Below are 16,596 nucleotides of genomic sequence, written 5' to 3'. Positions count from 1 at the left end.
CTCAAGAGTGTCGTTTCTGGGCAACTTGGGGACTGTATGTCACCAAAGTGCTCAGGGGTTACACGCATACCGCCTAGAACGCCTGTTTGAGCGCTGTAACAGACTTGTAGGAAAGTCCTGATTTTGATCACTGAGTAGGTCGTTTTCAGGTTTTTTCGGATAGCTGTTCAATTTCAGGCACGGCGTTTGCGTAGTGATAGACAACCAAGCCCCGTGGACGACCCTGGGGCAATAACAAGAAATCAGTGCCCGCCTGAGGCACACCCTGCATTTGTGTGAGGAGAAATCGCGATGACGTCGTACACCTCCGGGAATCCAACCCAGAACCGCACAACCCCCCAGTCCATCGGGTTTCTTCTCCTGGACAATTTCACGCTCATTTCCCTGGCGTCGGCGGTCGAGCCCCTGCGCATGGCCAACCAGCTGTCCGGCCGTGAGCTGTACCGCTGGCATACCCTGACCGTCGATGGCGGCCAGGTCTGGGCCAGTGACGGCCTGCAGATCACCCCCGATGCCGCCATGCACAGCGCACCCCCCATGGACACGGTCATCGTCTGTGGCGGTGTGGGTATCCAGCGTACCGTGACACGTGAGCACGTGACCTGGCTGCAAGCCCAGGCTCGCCAATCGCGCCGCCTTGGAGCGGTGTGCACCGGCAGCTGGGCACTGGCCTGTGCCGGCCTGCTCGACGGCTTCGATTGCAGCGTGCACTGGGAGTGCCTGGCGGCCATGCAGGAGGCCTACCCACGGGTCAACATGAGCACCCGCCTGTTTACCCTCGACCGCAACCGCTTCACCAGCTCTGGCGGCACTGCGCCGTTGGACATGATGTTGCACTTGATCAGCCGCGATCATGGTCGGGAATTGTCGGCGGCCATTTCCGAGATGTTCGTCTACGAGCGCATCCGTAACGAGCAGGATCACCAGCGCGTACCGCTCAAGCACATGCTGGGCACCAACCAGCCGAAACTGCAGGAAATCGTCGCGCTGATGGAAGCCAACCTCGAGGAGCCGATCGACCTGGACGAGCTCGCCGTCTACGTATCGGTGTCGCGTCGGCAGCTTGAGCGTCTTTTCCAGAAGTACCTGCACTGTTCGCCTTCGCGCTACTACCTCAAGCTGCGTCTGATACGCGCACGTCAGCTGCTCAAGCAGACGCCGATGTCGATCATCGAGGTGGCGTCGGTCTGCGGCTTCGTGTCCACGCCACACTTCTCCAAGTGTTACCGCGAGTACTTCGGCATTCCACCGCGCGACGAGCGTGTTGGCTCCAATACGACCCAGCAGGTGGCGATGATGCCGATTCCACAAGCCATCACCCTGTCGCCCCACAGCGGTCCCATGGCGGCATTGAGTCAGGCGCGTAATGAGTCGACGTTTGCCAGTGTGAGGCTCTAAGGGTCCGGGGCGGCGTCTCAACCCACTCGCCGGCATGGCGCGGCCCCTGTAGGGGCCGGCTTGCCGACGATCACGCCTGCATCGCAGCGTTTGCTCAGGTGCGGTTATTGAATTGCGCCAAGGCTGGCAGCAGCTGTTTATCAATCGCCTGCCGCACGGCCGGTAACAAGGTGGCGCTGCCCGCGTACATCTGCTCGACCATCCCCTTGAGCGCCCGCGCGTTTGGTTCGGTGAGCCCGCGTACCACGGCCTCACATGCCTGCTCGGCACTGGCACCGGCCGGAATCTCGAACCCGCGTGCTCGCAGGTGGCCCGCCAGGTCGTCTTGATCAATCAAATCGGCATGCATCATGGCTGTTGTCCCTTTTATCGCATAGAGAGTGCTGCAGTGATCACGACCGATTCTGTGACGCCGCCGTCATGCTCGCAACCTCGAAAGGGCGGGGTGGCTGCTTTGGCTATGAACAGGTCGTTTCCGGCTAAATCCGCTGCCCAGGAACTGCGCACACTCTAGTCATCTACCGAAGCGGAGGGTTTGGTCACCCTCACTCGTGCACAGTGGATGTTGCTCGCTCTTGGCCCCGGACGCTCACGGCTTTCCGGGGTTTTTTTGTTTCTTGCCTCGCACAGCGCAGGCGTGCTGATACAAAACTAACCGCGCCCTAGGCCTAGACGTTCGTTCAGGCGTATCTTCAGGCCTGATAAATTTGCCAGTTTACCGAGACTAGAAACCAGGCAGTAATTAGGCTTCAAGTGCCTTTGGAGCGTGAGCGATGAAATGCAGAGCCTGGTTTATTTCGATGGTGTTGTTTTTAACGGCGTGTTCAGGACTGCCTGCACCAGATCGACAGGTGGACGCCTCTTCCGCTCAGCCGCTTTTTGACATGGCTAAGCCAAAAAACATGCAGGCCCTCAAACAGAGCAAGCGGACGTATCGCTTATTGAATGACGTGCTGAAAGATCCCGCCACAGAGGAGGTGCAGTGGGTGGATGTGGATGCTTCATTGATCAACGAAGCCACCAAAACGTTAAGTGTACGGTTGGCGCAAGGGAAGGCCATTACATTTCGGTTGCGGCGCAGCGATCCGCCCGCCCCGGGCATGGTGGGTTGGGTGGGGGACTCAGTGGCTGAGTTAGAGAAGAACGCGGACACGGACATTGATTTCAACCCATTGACCTGGATCTCGATAGTGCGAGACGGCGAGCAGCTGGCGGGCGCTATTCACATTGAGGGCGTGTCTTATGATTTGCACTATGTTGGAGCCGGGCAGCATGTAGTGGTCAAAGTCGACGAAGCCAAGCGGCCTTTTGAACAGGCAACTGATCTGGAGCACCCCCAGCAATATGCTGTCGCTGGCGAGGCTCCGCGCGCTGCCTCCAGCACGATCCGCGTGCTGTTTTTCGCAACCAATGAACAACGTGCCAAGAATCCGAGTTATCGCGCGACCATAGCCAGGGTAGTCCAGGATGCCAACCAGGTGATGATTAACTCACAGGTCCCGGTCACCGTCAGCATCGCGGGGTTCATAGAGCTAGACTACGCAGAGGGCGACAAGACCGGGGTTGAGCAATTCAAAGATTTCAGAACACCGGGGCGTGACCTGAATAATCAGGTGAGCCGCTGGCGCGACTATTTCTCTGCCGATGTGGTCACCCTTTACACCTCCTATCCGGGTACAGGTGGTGAAGCCGCTACCGGCGGGTATCTCATCGTCGGTGCAGTTGACGCCTTCGCTCACGAGATGGGGCACGTGCTGGGAGCTGGCCACGGGTGGAACGGGTCATCGGGGGGTTACCATCACGGTTATAAACGTGACAATCCGACATTCCACACACGTATGGTAACCACATGGGGGTCCATACCTTATTTTTCTAACCCTAGGCTTTCTTATCAGGGCGTGCCTATAGGAACGATGGCACACCACGATGTGGCACGCACAATTAATGAAAACCGAGAGCGTGTTGAGAATACCTATGATCCCTTCCGGGGTGTCGAGCTCACCCTCTACAGTGGAACCAATCTCCAGGGCAGTTCGTGCCCAGTGAGTATTCGACTCACTAGCCCAGTCAACGTTGCGAGCCAATGTTCAGGCCAGGCGGTACGCTCTTTCAAGGTACGGGGGTATGAGGGGGGAGAGAAATTATGTTTCTACAATGGACCCGGTGATCGGCATGTCTGTTATCGCGGAGGGGCGTCATCTCCCCGAGAGTTCGTTGTGGTCGATATAGATAGTACCAATGTGCCTCAAGGATTTGTCCGTACATTCAAGGGGGGAGCGCTGGCAGGCCAAGTTGTTGATGCGCTGTACGGGAGTCACGGGGTGCTCCTGTTCGCAGCAGCTGACTTCAAAAAACCGATTTGTGGGTTCAGCACGTATTTGGCCAATCATCTCATTGCTGATCTGCCAGGTTGTGTAAAGGGCGGAGGCTTGGCGCGATCTGCACGGGTCTTTAGTCAAGACGTGATCACCACCAATTATAAATGGTGTTTTTTTAACCAAGACCGCACCCGTACGTTGTGCTTCGAAGGAGAGGTAAGAGGAAGATTTGATATCGCCAATTTCGACTCTACGCGGGGTATTCCACCCACTCTTAAAAGAACTCAATCTGGTAGTTATATGAATGGAAATGTCCACCGGTTTCAGAAGAGCATCGTACCCAAATGACCATTCAATGGCACCCTGCGTAACGCTGCATTAATGCCCAACCGTTAGGGTTGTGTGCGTTTAGCAGGCAAAGGCTTGATGGATACTCAGGTTTACGCGCTGTAGCAGGAAAAGCCCGTTTCTGGCACGGCCTGCCGCCTCGCCGCGGCATGGCCTATGCCAGCCCTTCATGCGTCATTGGGCATTGTTGCCATTTGGTAACTGGATGGTTTTGCCCACGTGCTCAGGCTTGTGTACGTCTCGTTGCTGTGCGGTCACCCGCTCCAGGCCTTGCAGTGTTCGTGAACTAAAAGGTGTCGACCTCGGACCTGCTATGTCCACGTGCAGTAACAGTTGTTCGCTCGCAGCCAAGATTTCTTCAAGACCGTGCCGATGCAGACTGTGATAAACATGCAGACGTTTTTGATCAAAGCCGATGATTTGGGTCTGCACCCATACCTCAGTATCGAGTTTTACCTCCTGCAGGTAGTTAATGTGCGCCTCCAGGGTAAACAGCGAATGACCGTTCCGTCCACGGCTGTCGGCATCCAGCCCGATCTGCTCCATCAGCGCATCGGTGGCATAGCTGAAGATCAACAGATAGAAGGCATCGCGCAGATGCCCGTTGTAGTCGACCCAGTCTGCTTTGACTGGGGTGCGATAGGTGATCAGTGCAGGCATCGTGCTCTCCTCATTCGCTGAACGGCATGCCGTGTCTGGCTTTGCTGATCTTTACCGCTTCCAGCACCGCCAGCAGTGAGTCATCCCGGTAGCGTTCCAGCGCGGCGATGCTGCGATCACCCAATTGCTGCGACGTACCTTCCACCACATCGTCGATCAGCTTGTCGGTCAGCTCAGGCGCCGGAAGGTAGGTCCACGGCAGCTTCAATGCCGGCCCGAATTGCGACATGAAGTGGCGCATGCCGGCATCGCCCCCCGCCAGGGTATAGGTCAGGAAGGTGCCCATGAACGACCAGCGCAGGCCCGCGCCAAAGCGGATGGCGTCGTCGATTTCACCGGTGGTGGCGACTCCGTCGTTGACCAGGTGCAGCGCCTCGCGCCACAGCGCTTCGAGCAAACGGTCGGCGATGAAACCGGGGACTTCCTTGCGTACGTGCAGCGGGCGCATGCCAAGGGCGGTATAGACGGTGCTGGCCGCCTCGACGGCCTGCGGCGCGGTCCGCATGCCGCCGACGATCTCGACCAACGGCAGCAGGTACACCGGGTTGAAAGGATGCCCCACCACACAGCGCTCAGGGTGGAAGGCCGAGGCGTAGAACTCGCTGGGCAACAAGCCCGACGTGCTGCTGGCAATGATCGCATCGGGTTTGGCTGCGGCGCTGATCCGTGCATGCAGGTCGAGTTTCAGGTCCAACCGCTCAGGCGCGCTTTCCTGGATGAAATCGGCGTCGCGCACGCACGCTTCAACGGTGTCGACAAAGGCCAGTCGGGCTTGTGACGCGCCCGGCGCAAGGCCCTGTTTCTCCAAGGCAGGCCAAGCGTTGGCGATACGTTTGCGCAGGGCCTGTTCGGCGCCTGGCGCCGGGTCCCAGGCGATCACGTCCAGCCCGTGGGCAAGGGCGCGTGCAACCCAGCCGCTGCCGATCACGCCGCTGCCTAATGCCGCGAATGTCTTGATGTCAGTGATGAAGTTCATGCGGGTCTCCAGAAGCGATCAGCGACGGTTCAGGTTCATCTTTGCCCGGCCTTCGGCGGGGCTCAGCACACGGGCGCCCAGGCGTGAAATGATCTCTACCGCGCGCTCGACCAACTGGCCGTTGCTGGCCAGTACGCCACGGTCCAGGTACAGGTTGTCTTCCAGGCCGACCCGCACGTTGCCGCCGAGCAACACGGCCTGTGCGGCCATGGGCATCTGCATGCGGCCGATGCCAAACCCGGCCCAGGTCGCATTGGCGGGCAGGTTGTCGACCATGGCTTTCATGGTGGTGGTATCAGCGGGTGCGCCCCACGGGATTCCCAGGCACAGCTGGAACAAGGGGTTGTCGAGCAGGCCCTCTTTGATCATTTGCTTGGCGAACCACAGGTGGCCGGTATCGAAGATTTCCAGCTCTGCCTTGACCCCCAGTTCCGTGATGCGCCGGGCACCGGCGCGTAGTTGCGCGGGCGTGGAAACGTAGATGGAATTGCCGTCACCGAAGTTGAGAGTGCCGCAGTCCAGGGTGCAGATTTCCGGTAACAACGCCTCGACGTGGGCCAGGCGTTCGAGCGGGCCGATCAGGTCAGTGCCCTGCCCGAATGCCATGGGGTTTTCATCGGGCCCGATTTCCAGGTCGCCGCCCATGCCGGCGGTGAGGTTTACGATGATGTCCACGTCGGCTTCGCGAATACGCTCCATGACTTCGCGGTACAGGTCCACATCACGGCTGAAGCGCCCTGTCTGCGGGTCGCGTACATGGCAGTGCACCACGGTGGCGCCGGCCTTGGCGGCTTCCACGGCCGCTGCGGCGATCTGCTTGGGTGTGACTGGGACCAGATGGCTTTTCGAGGCGGTGTCGCCGGCGCCGGTCAGGGCGCACGTGATGATGACGTCGTGGTTCATAAGGGATCCTGTGCGATCTGTTGTGGGCTTTTCGCCGGCAAGCCGGCCCCTGCAAGGTCCTGGACGAACCTCGGTGTGCAGGGAGCTGTAGGGGCCGGCTTGTTGGTGATGGGGCGGTATCAGTTGGCGGTAACCTTGAGGTTGTCGGCGGCCGGCTTGCCATCGAAGGTGGTCACCCCCTCAAGCCAGCGGGCCTTGTCCTCGGGGTGATCCTTGAGCCATTGGCGCGCCGATTCCAGCGCGTCCTTGTGGTCGAGCAGTGGCTGCATCATGCGGCTCTCGTCTTCGGCACTGAAGCTCAGATTGGCCAGCAGGCGGTTGGCATTGGGGCAGCGCGCTGCGTAATCGGGCGCGGTTACGGTCCACACCGTCGCGCGACCTTCGTCAGGGCCGAGCGCATCCTGGCTATCGCCGAGGTAAACCATGTCGATGTTCACGTTCATGGGGTGTGGGGTCCAGCCGAAGAACACCACGGCTTCCTTGCGCCGTACTGCGCGGTCCACGGCGGCCAGCATGCCCGCTTCGCTGGACTCGACCAGCTGGAACTTGCCCAGGCCGAACTGGTTCTTGGCGATCATGGCCTTTATTTGGGTGTTGGCACCGGAACCCGGCTCGATGCCATAGAGCTTGCCGCCCAGTTCCTTCTCGAATTTGTGTATGTCGGCGAAGGTGCGCAGCCCCTTGTCCGCCAGGTACCTGGGCACTGCCAACGTGGCCCTGGCGTCTTCGAGGCTGGCTTTGTCCATGACTTTGACCTGCCCGGCCTCGATGAAGGGAGTGATGGTCTGGGTCATAATCGGGTTCCAGTACCCCAGGAACATGTCCAGGCGTTTGTCGCGAATGCCAGCGAAGATGATCTGCTGCGACGCGCTGGTTTGCTTGGTGGTGTAACCCAGGCCATCGAACAATGCCTGAGCGATGGCGCTTGTCGCGATCACATCGGTCCAGTTGACCACGCCCAGACGGACATTCTTGCAGGCAGCGGCATCGGCTGCGTAAAGCGAGGGGGTAACAAGGCTGGTCAGGGCCAAGGTCAACAGGCTGCGGCGGATCAAGCTGTGCATGGTGGCTCTCCATCGGCAGTACAGATTGTTATGGTGGCGGTCTCTGCGGACCGTGTGAACACGCTACGCTGGTGGCACTATTGAAAATCGCACGCCGGCGACCAACATTTGCACGCAGGCGACCTGTTCTCTGGAGCACGCCATGGCGCAGATCATCCACTTCCTGTTATTGCCCGGTTTCTCGGCCATGGGGTTCATCAGTGCCCTGGAGCCCCTGCGCGTGGCCAATAGGTTCAAAGCCCAGGCGTACCACTGGCAGGTGTTGAGCCTGGATGGGAGCGCCGTGAACGCCAGCAATGGCATGTCGGTCAATGCCGACGCAGCGCTGGGTGCGCAAACGCCCTGCGGTACGTTGCTGATCGTGGCAGGCTTCGAACCCCTGCGCTGCTACGCCCCCAAGCTCCAGCAAAGCCTGCGACGCCTGGCTCACGAGGGTGGCATGCTAGGCGGGATCGATACTGGTGCTGTGGTGCTGGCCGAGGCAGGCTTGCTCGATGGCCATCGTGCGACCGTACACTGGGAGGCGCTGGATGCGTTCAGGGAAAACTACCCCAGCCTGCAGGCCACCCAGGAGCTGTTCGAAATTGACCGGCAACGCATTACCTGTGCGGGCGGCACCGCTTCAATCGACTTGATGCTCGATCTGATTGCCCAGGCCCATGGCGCCGAGCTCGCCGTGCAGGTTTCCGAGCAGTTCGTGTTGAGCCGTATTCGACCGCGCCAAGATCATCAACGCATGCAGATCGCTGCACGCTATGGCATCAGCAACCGCAAGCTGGTGCAGGTGATCGGTGAGATGGAAAAGCACACCGAACACCCCCTTGGCACAACGGAACTGGCCGCGCGCGCGATGATCACCCGTCGCCAGATGGAGCGCCTGTTCAGGTTGCACCTCAACGACACCCCCAGCGGCTTTTACCTCGGCCTGCGCCTGGACAAGGCTTGCCAGTTGTTGCGCCAAACCCAGATGACGATCACCCAGGTCAGCGTGGCATGCGGTTTTGAACTGCCGTCGTACTTCACCCGACGTTACAAGCGCCGCTTCGGGCGCTGCCCGCGCGAGGAGCGAAGGGTCGTGAAGCCGTCACCGCCGAATTAGCCCTGCAAAATGTCGTTGCCCACACGTTGGAGCTTGAGGTTGGTGCGATGAATAAGCCGCAAACTTTTCCTGACCAGGCAGTCTCGCGCTACTGTTGCAGAATCGATTGCAGGTACTCGGACCGGTCATCGGTGCGTTGCGCCACGCAGGTGTCCCAGGCGGCCTGGTAAGCTTTGCCGTTGGTTGGCAGGGTGAGGGTTTCCACCTTGCAATCGGCATCGCGAAGCTGCGTCCACAGCCCCTGAGCCTGCTTCAAGCGCTCGATCATTGTTGCTGCAACGCTGCCTTTGTCGTCGAACGCGTCATGAACGCGCTGGAGAAGTTCGTCATAGGCCGATTTCAGCTCCCGTTCGGAGGCTTGCTTGTTAAACGCTGCGCAGGCGTGGGCTTGCGCCTCGGTCTCGACGTTGTCGCACGGGGTATTTTCTTCCTCACCGGCCTGGGCTGCGGCCACCACGGCCAGCAGTACCATCCCTGCCATCGCTTTCATTCGTTGTTTCCTCCACCGGCTGACGAATCCTGACGATTCTCGCGCACTCTCGGCGCGTACGGTATCACCTAGGCAGATTGTTCATCAAAGGGCCCTCGATGGTCGTTATCGAGACTGTGTCTCATCGCCGCAGGCCGCGCCAGAGGCCGGCTTGTCGCGCATTGACGCTTTCGGCAAACCCCCTGTCGTTTTTGCATCGGGGCGCCTCGGGGCACAGGCATATGCTGGCCCCAAAGCGCCGGCACAAGGTTTGGCGCCAGCCCATTCAATAAAAGGGGACGCCTGATGAGCCCAGCCGAATTACACGCCGACAGCATCGTCATCGATGGCCTGATCATCGCCAAGTGGAACCGCGAGCTGTTCGAAGATATGCGCAAAGGAGGCCTTACCGCCGCCAACTGCACCGTGTCGGTTTGGGAAGGTTTCAAGGCAACCGTCGACCAGATCGCTGCAAGCCAGAAACTGATCCGCGAGAACAGCGACCTGGTGATGCCCGTGCGCACCACGGCCGACATTCGCAAGGCCAAGGAACTGGGCAAGACCGGTATCCTCTTCGGCTTCCAGAACGCCCATGCCTTCGAAGACCAGATCGGTTATGTGGAGGTGTTCAAGCAGCTGGGCGTGGGCATCGTGCAGATGTGTTACAACACCCAGAACCTGGTAGGCACTGGCTGCTACGAGCGTGACGGCGGCCTGTCGGGCTTTGGTCGCGAAATCGTTGCCGAAATGAATCGCGTCGGCATCATGTGCGACTTGTCCCACGTCGGCTCCAAAACCTCCGAGGAAGTCATCCTCGAATCGAAAAAGCCGGTGTGCTACTCCCACTGCCTGCCATCGGGCCTTAAAGAGCACCCGCGCAACAAGTCCGATGAAGAACTGAAGTTCATCGCCGACCACGGTGGTTTCGTTGGCGTGACCATGTTTGCACCGTTCCTGGCCAAGGGTATCGACTCGACCATCGACGACTATGCCGAGGCCATCGAGTACACCATGAACATCGTAGGTGAAGATGCCATCGGCATCGGCACCGACTTCACCCAGGGTCACGGCAAGGAATTCTTCGAATACCTCACCCACGACAAGGGCTACGCCCGTCGCCTGACCAACTTCGGCAAGATCATCAACCCGCTGGGCATTCGCACCGTGGGCGAGTTCCCCAACCTCACCGAAACCTTGCTCAAGCGTGGCCACTCCGAGCGCGTGGTTCGCAAGATCATGGGCGAGAACTGGGTCAACGTATTGAAAGACGTCTGGGGCGAATAAGCCGCTCTCAAGCTTCCAGCCCCTGCCAGCAACGCCGGGGCTACCCAATAAAAATTTTTTCTGGAGTTGAGTTTCCATGGCCAAGATCGCCCCGCAATTGCCAATCGAAGTCGACAGCGAGACCGGTGTCTGGACCAGCGACGCCTTGCCGATGCTGTACGTGCCACGCCATTTCTTCGTCAACAACCACATGGGCATCGAAGAAGTCCTGGGCGCCGACAAGTACGCCGACATTCTCTACAAGGCGGGCTACAAGTCGGCGTGGCACTGGTGCGAGAAAGAAGCCGAGTGCCATGGCCTGGAAGGGGTCGCGGTCTTCGAGCACTACATGAAGCGCCTGAGCCAGCGTGGCTGGGGGCTGTTCGAGATCCAGGACATCGACCTGGACAAGGGCACGTGCAGCGTCAAGCTCAAGCACTCGGCCTTCGTCTACGTCTATGGCAAGTGCGGCCGCAAGGTCGACTACATGTTCACTGGCTGGTTCGCCGGTGCCATGGACCAGATTCTCGCTGCCCGCGGCAGCTCGATCCGCACCGTTGCCGAGCAGGTGTACGGCGGGTCGGAAGAAGGCCACGAAGATGGCCTGTTCGTAACGAAGCCGTTGTAAGCCGGAGATAGCGTCATGGCATTCGAAGCAATGTTCCAGCCGATCCAGATCGGCAAACTGACCGTCCGCAACCGCGTGCTCAGCACCGCGCACGCCGAGGTCTACGCCACTGACGGCGGCATGACGACCGACCGCTATGTGAAGTATTACGAAGAAAAGGCCAAGGGCGGCATCGGCCTGGCCATCTGCGGCGGCTCGTCCGTGGTGGCCATCGACAGCCCGCAGGAATGGTGGTCGTCGGTCAACCTGTCCACCGACCGTATCATTCCGCACTTCCAGAACCTGGCCGACGCCATGCACAAGCATGGCGCCAAGATCATGATTCAGATTACCCACATGGGGCGTCGCTCGCGCTGGGATGGTTTCAACTGGCCGACCCTGATGTCGCCCTCGGGCATCCGCGAACCGGTGCACCGTGCCACCTGCAAGACCATCGAGGTGGAAGAGATCTGGCGTGTGATCGGCAACTACGCGCAGGCAGCCCGCCGCGCCAAGGAAGGTGGCCTCGATGGCGTCGAGCTGTCGGCGGTGCACCAGCACATGATCGACCAGTTCTGGAGCCCGCGCGTCAACAAGCGTACCGACGAGTGGGGCGGCAGCTTCGAAGGCCGCATGAAGTTCGGCCTGGAAGTGCTCAAGGCCGTGCGTGCCGAAGTGGGCGACGACTTCTGCGTGGGCATGCGGATCTGCGGCGACGAGTTCCACCCCGATGGCCTCAGCCACGAAGACATGAAGCAGATCGCTGCCTATTACGATGGCACCGGCATGCTCGACTTCATCGGGGTAGTGGGCTCGGGTTGCGATACCCACAACACCCTGGCCAACGTCATCCCGAACATGAGCTACCCGCCAGAGCCGTTCCTGCACCTGGCAGCGGGCATCAAGGAAGTGGTCAAGGTCCCGGTCCTGCACGCGCAGAACATCAAGGACCCGAACCAGGCCACCCGGATTCTCGAAGGTGGTTATGTGGACATGGTCGGCATGACCCGTGCACACATGGCCGACCCCCACCTGATCGCCAAGATCAAGATGGGCCAGATCGACCAGATCAAGCAGTGCGTCGGCGCCAACTACTGCATCGACCGCCAGTACCAAGGCCTGGACGTGCTGTGCATCCAGAACGCCGCGACCTCGCGTGAGTACATGGGTGTGCCGCACATCATCGAGAAGACCACCGGCGCCAAGCGCAAGGTCGTCATCGTCGGTGCCGGCCCTGCAGGCATGGAGGCGGCGCGCGTGGCCGCCGAGCGTGGCCACGATGTGACCCTGTTCGAAAAACGCGACCAGATCGGCGGTCAGATCACCATCGCAGCCAAGGCGCCGCAACGTGACCAGATTGCTGGTATTACCCGCTGGTACCAATTGGAGTTGGCCCGCCTGAAGGTGGACCTGCGCCTGGGGACCGCGGCCGATGTAGACACCATTCAGGATCTGCGCCCGGACATCATCGTGCTGGCTGTGGGCGGACATTCGTTCCTGGAGCAGAACGAACACTGGGGTGCGGCCGAAGGGCTGGTGGTCAGCAGCTGGGACGTGCTCGATGGCAAGGTCGCGCCGGGCAAGAACGTGCTGGTGTACGACACCATCTGCGAGTTCACCGGCATGTCGGTGGCCGACTTCATCGCCGACAAGGGTAGCCAGGTCGAAATCGTCACCGACGACATCAAGCCGGGTGTCGCCATGGGCGGCACCACCTTCCCGACCTACTACCGCAGCATGTACCCCAAGGAAGTGATCATGACCGGGGACATGATGCTGGAGAAAGTCTACCGCGAGGGCGACAAGCTGGTCGCTGTGTTGGAGAACGAGTACACCGGCGCCAAGGAAGAGCGGGTGGTCGATCAGGTGGTGGTGGAGAACGGTGTGCGTCCGGACGAGCAGCTGTACTACGCCCTCAAGGACGGTTCGCGCAACAAGGGCCAGATCGACGTGGAGGCGCTGTTCGCCATCAAGCCACAGCCGATCTTGAGCCAGCCAGGCGAAGGCTACCTGCTGTACCGCATCGGCGACTGTGTGGCCCAGCGTAACGTGCATGCGGCGATCTACGATGCCTTGCGTCTGTGCAAGGACTTCTGATCGCACCGCCTTTCTGAAAGCGGGACTGGCCCCCCTGTAGGAGCGGCCTTGTGCCGCGAAAGGGTCGCGAAGCGGCCCCAGCATTTGATCAGTACCACGGATGCTGGGGCCGCTTCATAGCCCTTTCGCAGCACCAGGCCGCTCCCGCAGGGGCCCGCGCTGGCCTTCGGGGTGGCGCAAGAATCTAGCTGTTGTGGGAGCTTCCCATGTTGAACACCCTTCTACCCATCCTGCTGTTCGCCGCGCTCGGGCTTGCCGTGCTCGGTGCGCTGCGCCGTGTGAACATGTGGCGCCGAGGTCGACCCTCCAAGGTGGACCTGATCGGCGGTCTGCTGGCCATGCCGCGCCGCTACCTGGTGGACCTGCACCACGTGGTCGAGCGCGACAAGTACATGTCCAATACCCACGTGGCCACCGCTGGCGGCTTCGTGCTGTCGGCGCTGCTGGCGATCCTGGTGCATGGTTTCGGCCTGCAGAGCAAGATCTTGGGCTACGCCTTGCTGCTGGCCACGGTGATCATGTTCACCGGCGCCATCTTCGTCTTCAAGCGCCGCCTGAACCCGCCTTCGCGCCTGTCCAAGGGCCCTTGGATGCGCCTGCCCAAGAGCCTGCTGGTATTTGCTGCCAGCTTCTTCATCGCCACCTTGCCCGTGGCCGGTATTCTGCCGGCCAACACGGGCGGCTGGGTGATGGTCGGGATTCTGGGCCTGGGCGTGCTGTGGGGCGTGTCGGAGCTTTTCTTCGGCATGACCTGGGGCGGGCCCATGAAGCACGCCTTCGCCGGTGCCCTGCACCTGGCCTGGCACCGGCGCGCCGAGCGTTTCGGTGGCGGGCGCTCCACTGGCCTCAAGCCGCTGGACCTGGAAGACCCCCGTGCGCCTCTTGGCGTTGAAAAGCCAGTGGACTTCACCTGGAACCAACTGCTGGGCTTTGACGCCTGCGTGCAGTGCGGCAAGTGCGAGGCCATGTGCCCGGCCTTTGCCGCCGGGCAGCCGTTGAACCCGAAAAAACTCATTCAGGACATGGTCATCGGCCTGGCGGGCGGCACCGATGCCAAGTTCGCTGGCAGCCCCTATCCTGGCAAGCCGTTGGGTGAGCACGGCGGCCACCCCCACCAGCCTATCGTCAATGGGCTGGTCGATGCCGAGACACTGTGGTCCTGCACCACCTGCCGCGCGTGTGTGGAAGAGTGCCCGATGATGATCGAGCATGTCGATGCCATCGTCGACATGCGCCGTCACCTGACGCTTGAAAAAGGCGCCACCCCGAACAAGGGCGCCGAGGTGCTGGACAACCTGATCGCCACCGACAACCCGGGCGGTTTCGCCCCGGGCGGGCGCATGAACTGGGCGGCTGACCTCAACCTCAAACTGCTGGCGGACGTCAAACGTACCGACGTGCTGTTCTGGGTGGGTGATGGCGCCTTCGACATGCGCAACCAGCGCACCCTGCGCGCGTTCGTCAAGGTGCTCAAGGCCTCTGGCGTCGATTTCGCCGTGCTTGGCCTGGAGGAGCGCGACAGTGGTGACGTGGCGCGCCGTCTGGGTGATGAAGCCACGTTCCAGCAATTGGCCAAGCGCAACATTCAGACCCTGGCCAAATACACGTTCCAACGCATCGTTACCTGCGACCCGCACAGCTTCCATGTGCTCAAGAATGAATACGGTGCGCTGGGTGGCAACTACCAGGTGCAGCACCACAGCACCTACATTGCCGAGCTGATCGGTGCCAACAAGCTCAACCTGGGGCAGCACAAGGGCGGCAGCGTCACCTACCACGACCCGTGCTACCTGGGCCGCTACAACGGCGAGTACGAGGCGCCTCGCGAGGTGCTTCGCGCACTGGGCATCGAAGTTCGCGAAATGGAGCGCTCGGGCTTTCGCTCACGCTGCTGTGGCGGTGGCGGCGGTGCGCCGATCACCGACATCCCGGGCAAACAGCGTATTCCCGACATGCGCATGGACGACATCCGCACCACCGAAGCCGAAGTGGTCGCCGTGGGCTGCCCGCAGTGCACGGCCATGCTCGAAGGGGTGGTAGAGCCACGGCCGCTGATCAAGGATTTGGCCGAACTGGTGGCCGATGTGCTGATCGAGGAAGAGGCCCAGCCAGCGGCTGCCAAACCTGCGAAATCCAAACGTGAACCTGCGGAGGTGCATTGATGAGCGACATCATCCGCCGCGACCCTCGCGCCGAGTGGATCGCCCGTAACCGTCTGCATCCGCTGCATGCGGCCATGCAGACGCAACAAACCAGCTGGATGGGGCCCAACGGCCTCATGCGCAAGAACCCCCACGCCAGTGCGGCTGGCTTCATCGGCCCCAACGGCCTCAAGCGTATCGATCGCTCGGGGGCCCAGCAGGGCACCAGCGGTGGCGCACGGCGTAGCGCTGCGGCCGAAGTGCAGTTGCCGCTGCACCAGGTGGCAGAGCCTGCGTTCTACATTGCCGTGGTACCGGACATGATCGGCGGGCGCCTGGGTAGCCACGACCGCGACCTGCTGGGCCTGGCCCATGGGTTGGCGGGCAGCGACGGCGCGGTACTGGCCATCGTGTTCGGCGAGCACAAGGAAACCAACTTTGCCGCCGCAGGCGTGGACCGCTTGCTGGTCATCGAAGGCGAGGCGTACCAAGGGTATGCACCGGAGCAGTTGGTGCAGGGCTTGCGCGCTGTCGATAACCAGTTCGCCCCGCGTCACTGGCTGCTGCCAGACAGCCGTTCCGGCGGTGGCGAGCTCGGCCGACGCCTCGGTGCTGCGCTGGGCGAGCGCCCGGCAACGCGTGTCTGGCAGGTCAAGGACGGCCAGTGCATCGGCCGCGCCGGTGCGGGGCAGCAAGACATGCAACGCGTGCTGCCACGCCTGATCCTGGCTGCGGCCGAATGTGCAGAGCCTGTGAGCGAAACCCGTCACGAGGCCTTGCCGGTCGAGCTGTCCGGCAGTGTGGCGCGCAGTATCTCGCGCATCGAGGACCTGGGCTCTGTGGCCGTCGACCCGGCCAAGATCGCCATGGCCGAAGCCGAGTTCATTGTATCCGGTGGCAACGGTGTCAAGGACTGGGCCCTGTTTCACAAGGCGACCACCGCATTGGGCGCGACCCAAGGTGCATCGCGGGTGGCGGTGGACGATGGCCACATGCCGCGTGATCGCCAAGTCGGCGCTACGGGGACGTGGGTAACGGCTCGTGTGTACATGGCGGTAGGTATCTCTGGCGCTATCCAGCACCTGCAGGGCATCGGTGCCTGCGACAAGGTGGTGGCGATCAACATGGACCCCGGTTGCGACATGATCAAACGCGCCGACCTGTCGGTGATTGGCGACAGCGCGGCGATTCTTCAGGCACTGATCGACGCTGTGGAGCAGTTCCGCAACGGCGCCCAGCGTGACGCGGCATAA

Annotated in this window: 14 protein-coding genes; 8 read left to right on the top strand and 6 right to left on the bottom strand. The window is 61.1% G+C overall.

What is annotated here, in order from left to right:
* Window positions 1-291 precede the first annotated feature (291 nt).
* Window positions 292-1,398: a GlxA family transcriptional regulator gene (locus CRP40_RS05340; protein ID WP_023532694.1), complete on the top strand. Its 1,107-nt coding sequence runs from the start codon at window positions 292-294 to the stop codon at window positions 1,396-1,398.
* A 94-nt stretch (window positions 1,399-1,492) separates the two neighbouring features.
* Here the strand turns inward: CRP40_RS05340 and CRP40_RS05335 are convergent, their stop codons facing one another.
* On the bottom strand, window positions 1,493-1,750 hold the full coding sequence (locus CRP40_RS05335) for a hypothetical protein (RefSeq protein WP_027913547.1): 258 nt from the start codon (window positions 1,748-1,750) through the stop codon (window positions 1,493-1,495).
* A gap of 421 nt (window positions 1,751-2,171) precedes the next feature.
* On the opposite strand from CRP40_RS05335, the gene CRP40_RS05330 reads away from it, so the two are divergent.
* A complete protein-coding gene (locus CRP40_RS05330; RefSeq protein WP_027913548.1) occupies window positions 2,172-4,064 on the top strand; it encodes a reprolysin-like metallopeptidase in 1,893 nt (630 codons plus the stop codon).
* A 174-nt stretch (window positions 4,065-4,238) separates the two neighbouring features.
* Here CRP40_RS05330 and CRP40_RS05325 read toward each other — a convergent pair whose 3' ends face one another.
* The 4 genes from CRP40_RS05325 to choX form a co-directional block, all read right to left on the bottom strand.
* Complete coding sequence (locus CRP40_RS05325) at window positions 4,239-4,724, bottom strand: thioesterase family protein (protein ID WP_027913549.1); 486 nt, start codon at window positions 4,722-4,724, stop codon at window positions 4,239-4,241.
* Between the two features lie 10 nt (window positions 4,725-4,734).
* Window positions 4,735-5,700: an L-carnitine dehydrogenase gene (locus tag CRP40_RS05320; protein ID WP_027913550.1), complete on the bottom strand. Its 966-nt coding sequence runs from the start codon at window positions 5,698-5,700 to the stop codon at window positions 4,735-4,737.
* Between the two features lie 18 nt (window positions 5,701-5,718).
* Window positions 5,719-6,603, bottom strand: a complete 885-nt coding sequence (locus tag CRP40_RS05315; RefSeq protein ID WP_027913551.1) for a 3-keto-5-aminohexanoate cleavage protein — start codon at window positions 6,601-6,603, stop codon at window positions 5,719-5,721.
* Window positions 6,604-6,722: 119 nt separating this feature from the next.
* Window positions 6,723-7,667 (bottom strand): choline ABC transporter substrate-binding protein, encoded by a 945-nt coding sequence (gene choX, locus CRP40_RS05310; protein ID WP_027913552.1) that lies wholly within the window; start codon window positions 7,665-7,667, stop codon window positions 6,723-6,725.
* A gap of 142 nt (window positions 7,668-7,809) precedes the next feature.
* Between choX and CRP40_RS05305 the strand changes: the two genes are divergently transcribed.
* Window positions 7,810-8,766 (top strand): GlxA family transcriptional regulator, encoded by a 957-nt coding sequence (locus CRP40_RS05305; protein ID WP_027913553.1) that lies wholly within the window; start codon window positions 7,810-7,812, stop codon window positions 8,764-8,766.
* 88 nt (window positions 8,767-8,854) lie between these two features.
* Here the strand turns inward: CRP40_RS05305 and CRP40_RS05300 are convergent, their stop codons facing one another.
* Window positions 8,855-9,256, bottom strand: a complete 402-nt coding sequence (locus tag CRP40_RS05300) for a lysozyme inhibitor LprI family protein (protein ID WP_027913554.1) — start codon at window positions 9,254-9,256, stop codon at window positions 8,855-8,857.
* A gap of 285 nt (window positions 9,257-9,541) precedes the next feature.
* Here CRP40_RS05300 and CRP40_RS05295 point away from each other — a divergent pair, with 285 nt between their 5' ends.
* The 5 genes from CRP40_RS05295 to CRP40_RS05275 all read left to right on the top strand — a co-directional run bounded on the left by CRP40_RS05295 (window position 9,542) and on the right by CRP40_RS05275 (window position 16,596).
* Window positions 9,542-10,519, top strand: coding sequence for a dipeptidase (locus tag CRP40_RS05295; RefSeq protein WP_023532386.1), 978 nt, complete (start codon window positions 9,542-9,544; stop codon window positions 10,517-10,519).
* A 76-nt stretch (window positions 10,520-10,595) separates the two neighbouring features.
* Complete coding sequence (locus CRP40_RS05290) at window positions 10,596-11,126, top strand: DUF5943 domain-containing protein (protein ID WP_023532428.1); 531 nt, start codon at window positions 10,596-10,598, stop codon at window positions 11,124-11,126.
* Window positions 11,127-11,141: 15 nt separating this feature from the next.
* Entirely contained in the window at window positions 11,142-13,202 is a 2,061-nt protein-coding gene (gene dgcA / locus CRP40_RS05285; protein WP_027913555.1) for a dimethylglycine demethylation protein DgcA, read from the top strand.
* A gap of 206 nt (window positions 13,203-13,408) precedes the next feature.
* Entirely contained in the window at window positions 13,409-15,364 is a 1,956-nt protein-coding gene (gene dgcB / locus CRP40_RS05280; RefSeq protein ID WP_027913556.1) for a dimethylglycine demethylation protein DgcB, read from the top strand.
* Window positions 15,364-16,596, top strand: coding sequence for an electron transfer flavoprotein subunit alpha/FixB family protein (locus CRP40_RS05275; RefSeq protein WP_027913557.1), 1,233 nt, complete (start codon window positions 15,364-15,366; stop codon window positions 16,594-16,596). Before dgcB ends, CRP40_RS05275 begins: the two co-directional genes overlap by 1 nt.

The organism is Pseudomonas sp. URMO17WK12:I9, from assembly GCF_900230165.1.
Classification (GTDB): domain Bacteria; phylum Pseudomonadota; class Gammaproteobacteria; order Pseudomonadales; family Pseudomonadaceae; genus Aquipseudomonas; species Aquipseudomonas fulva.
The sequence above is the reverse complement of the archived record's forward strand: the minus strand, read 5'-3'. Positions and strand labels throughout refer to the sequence as shown.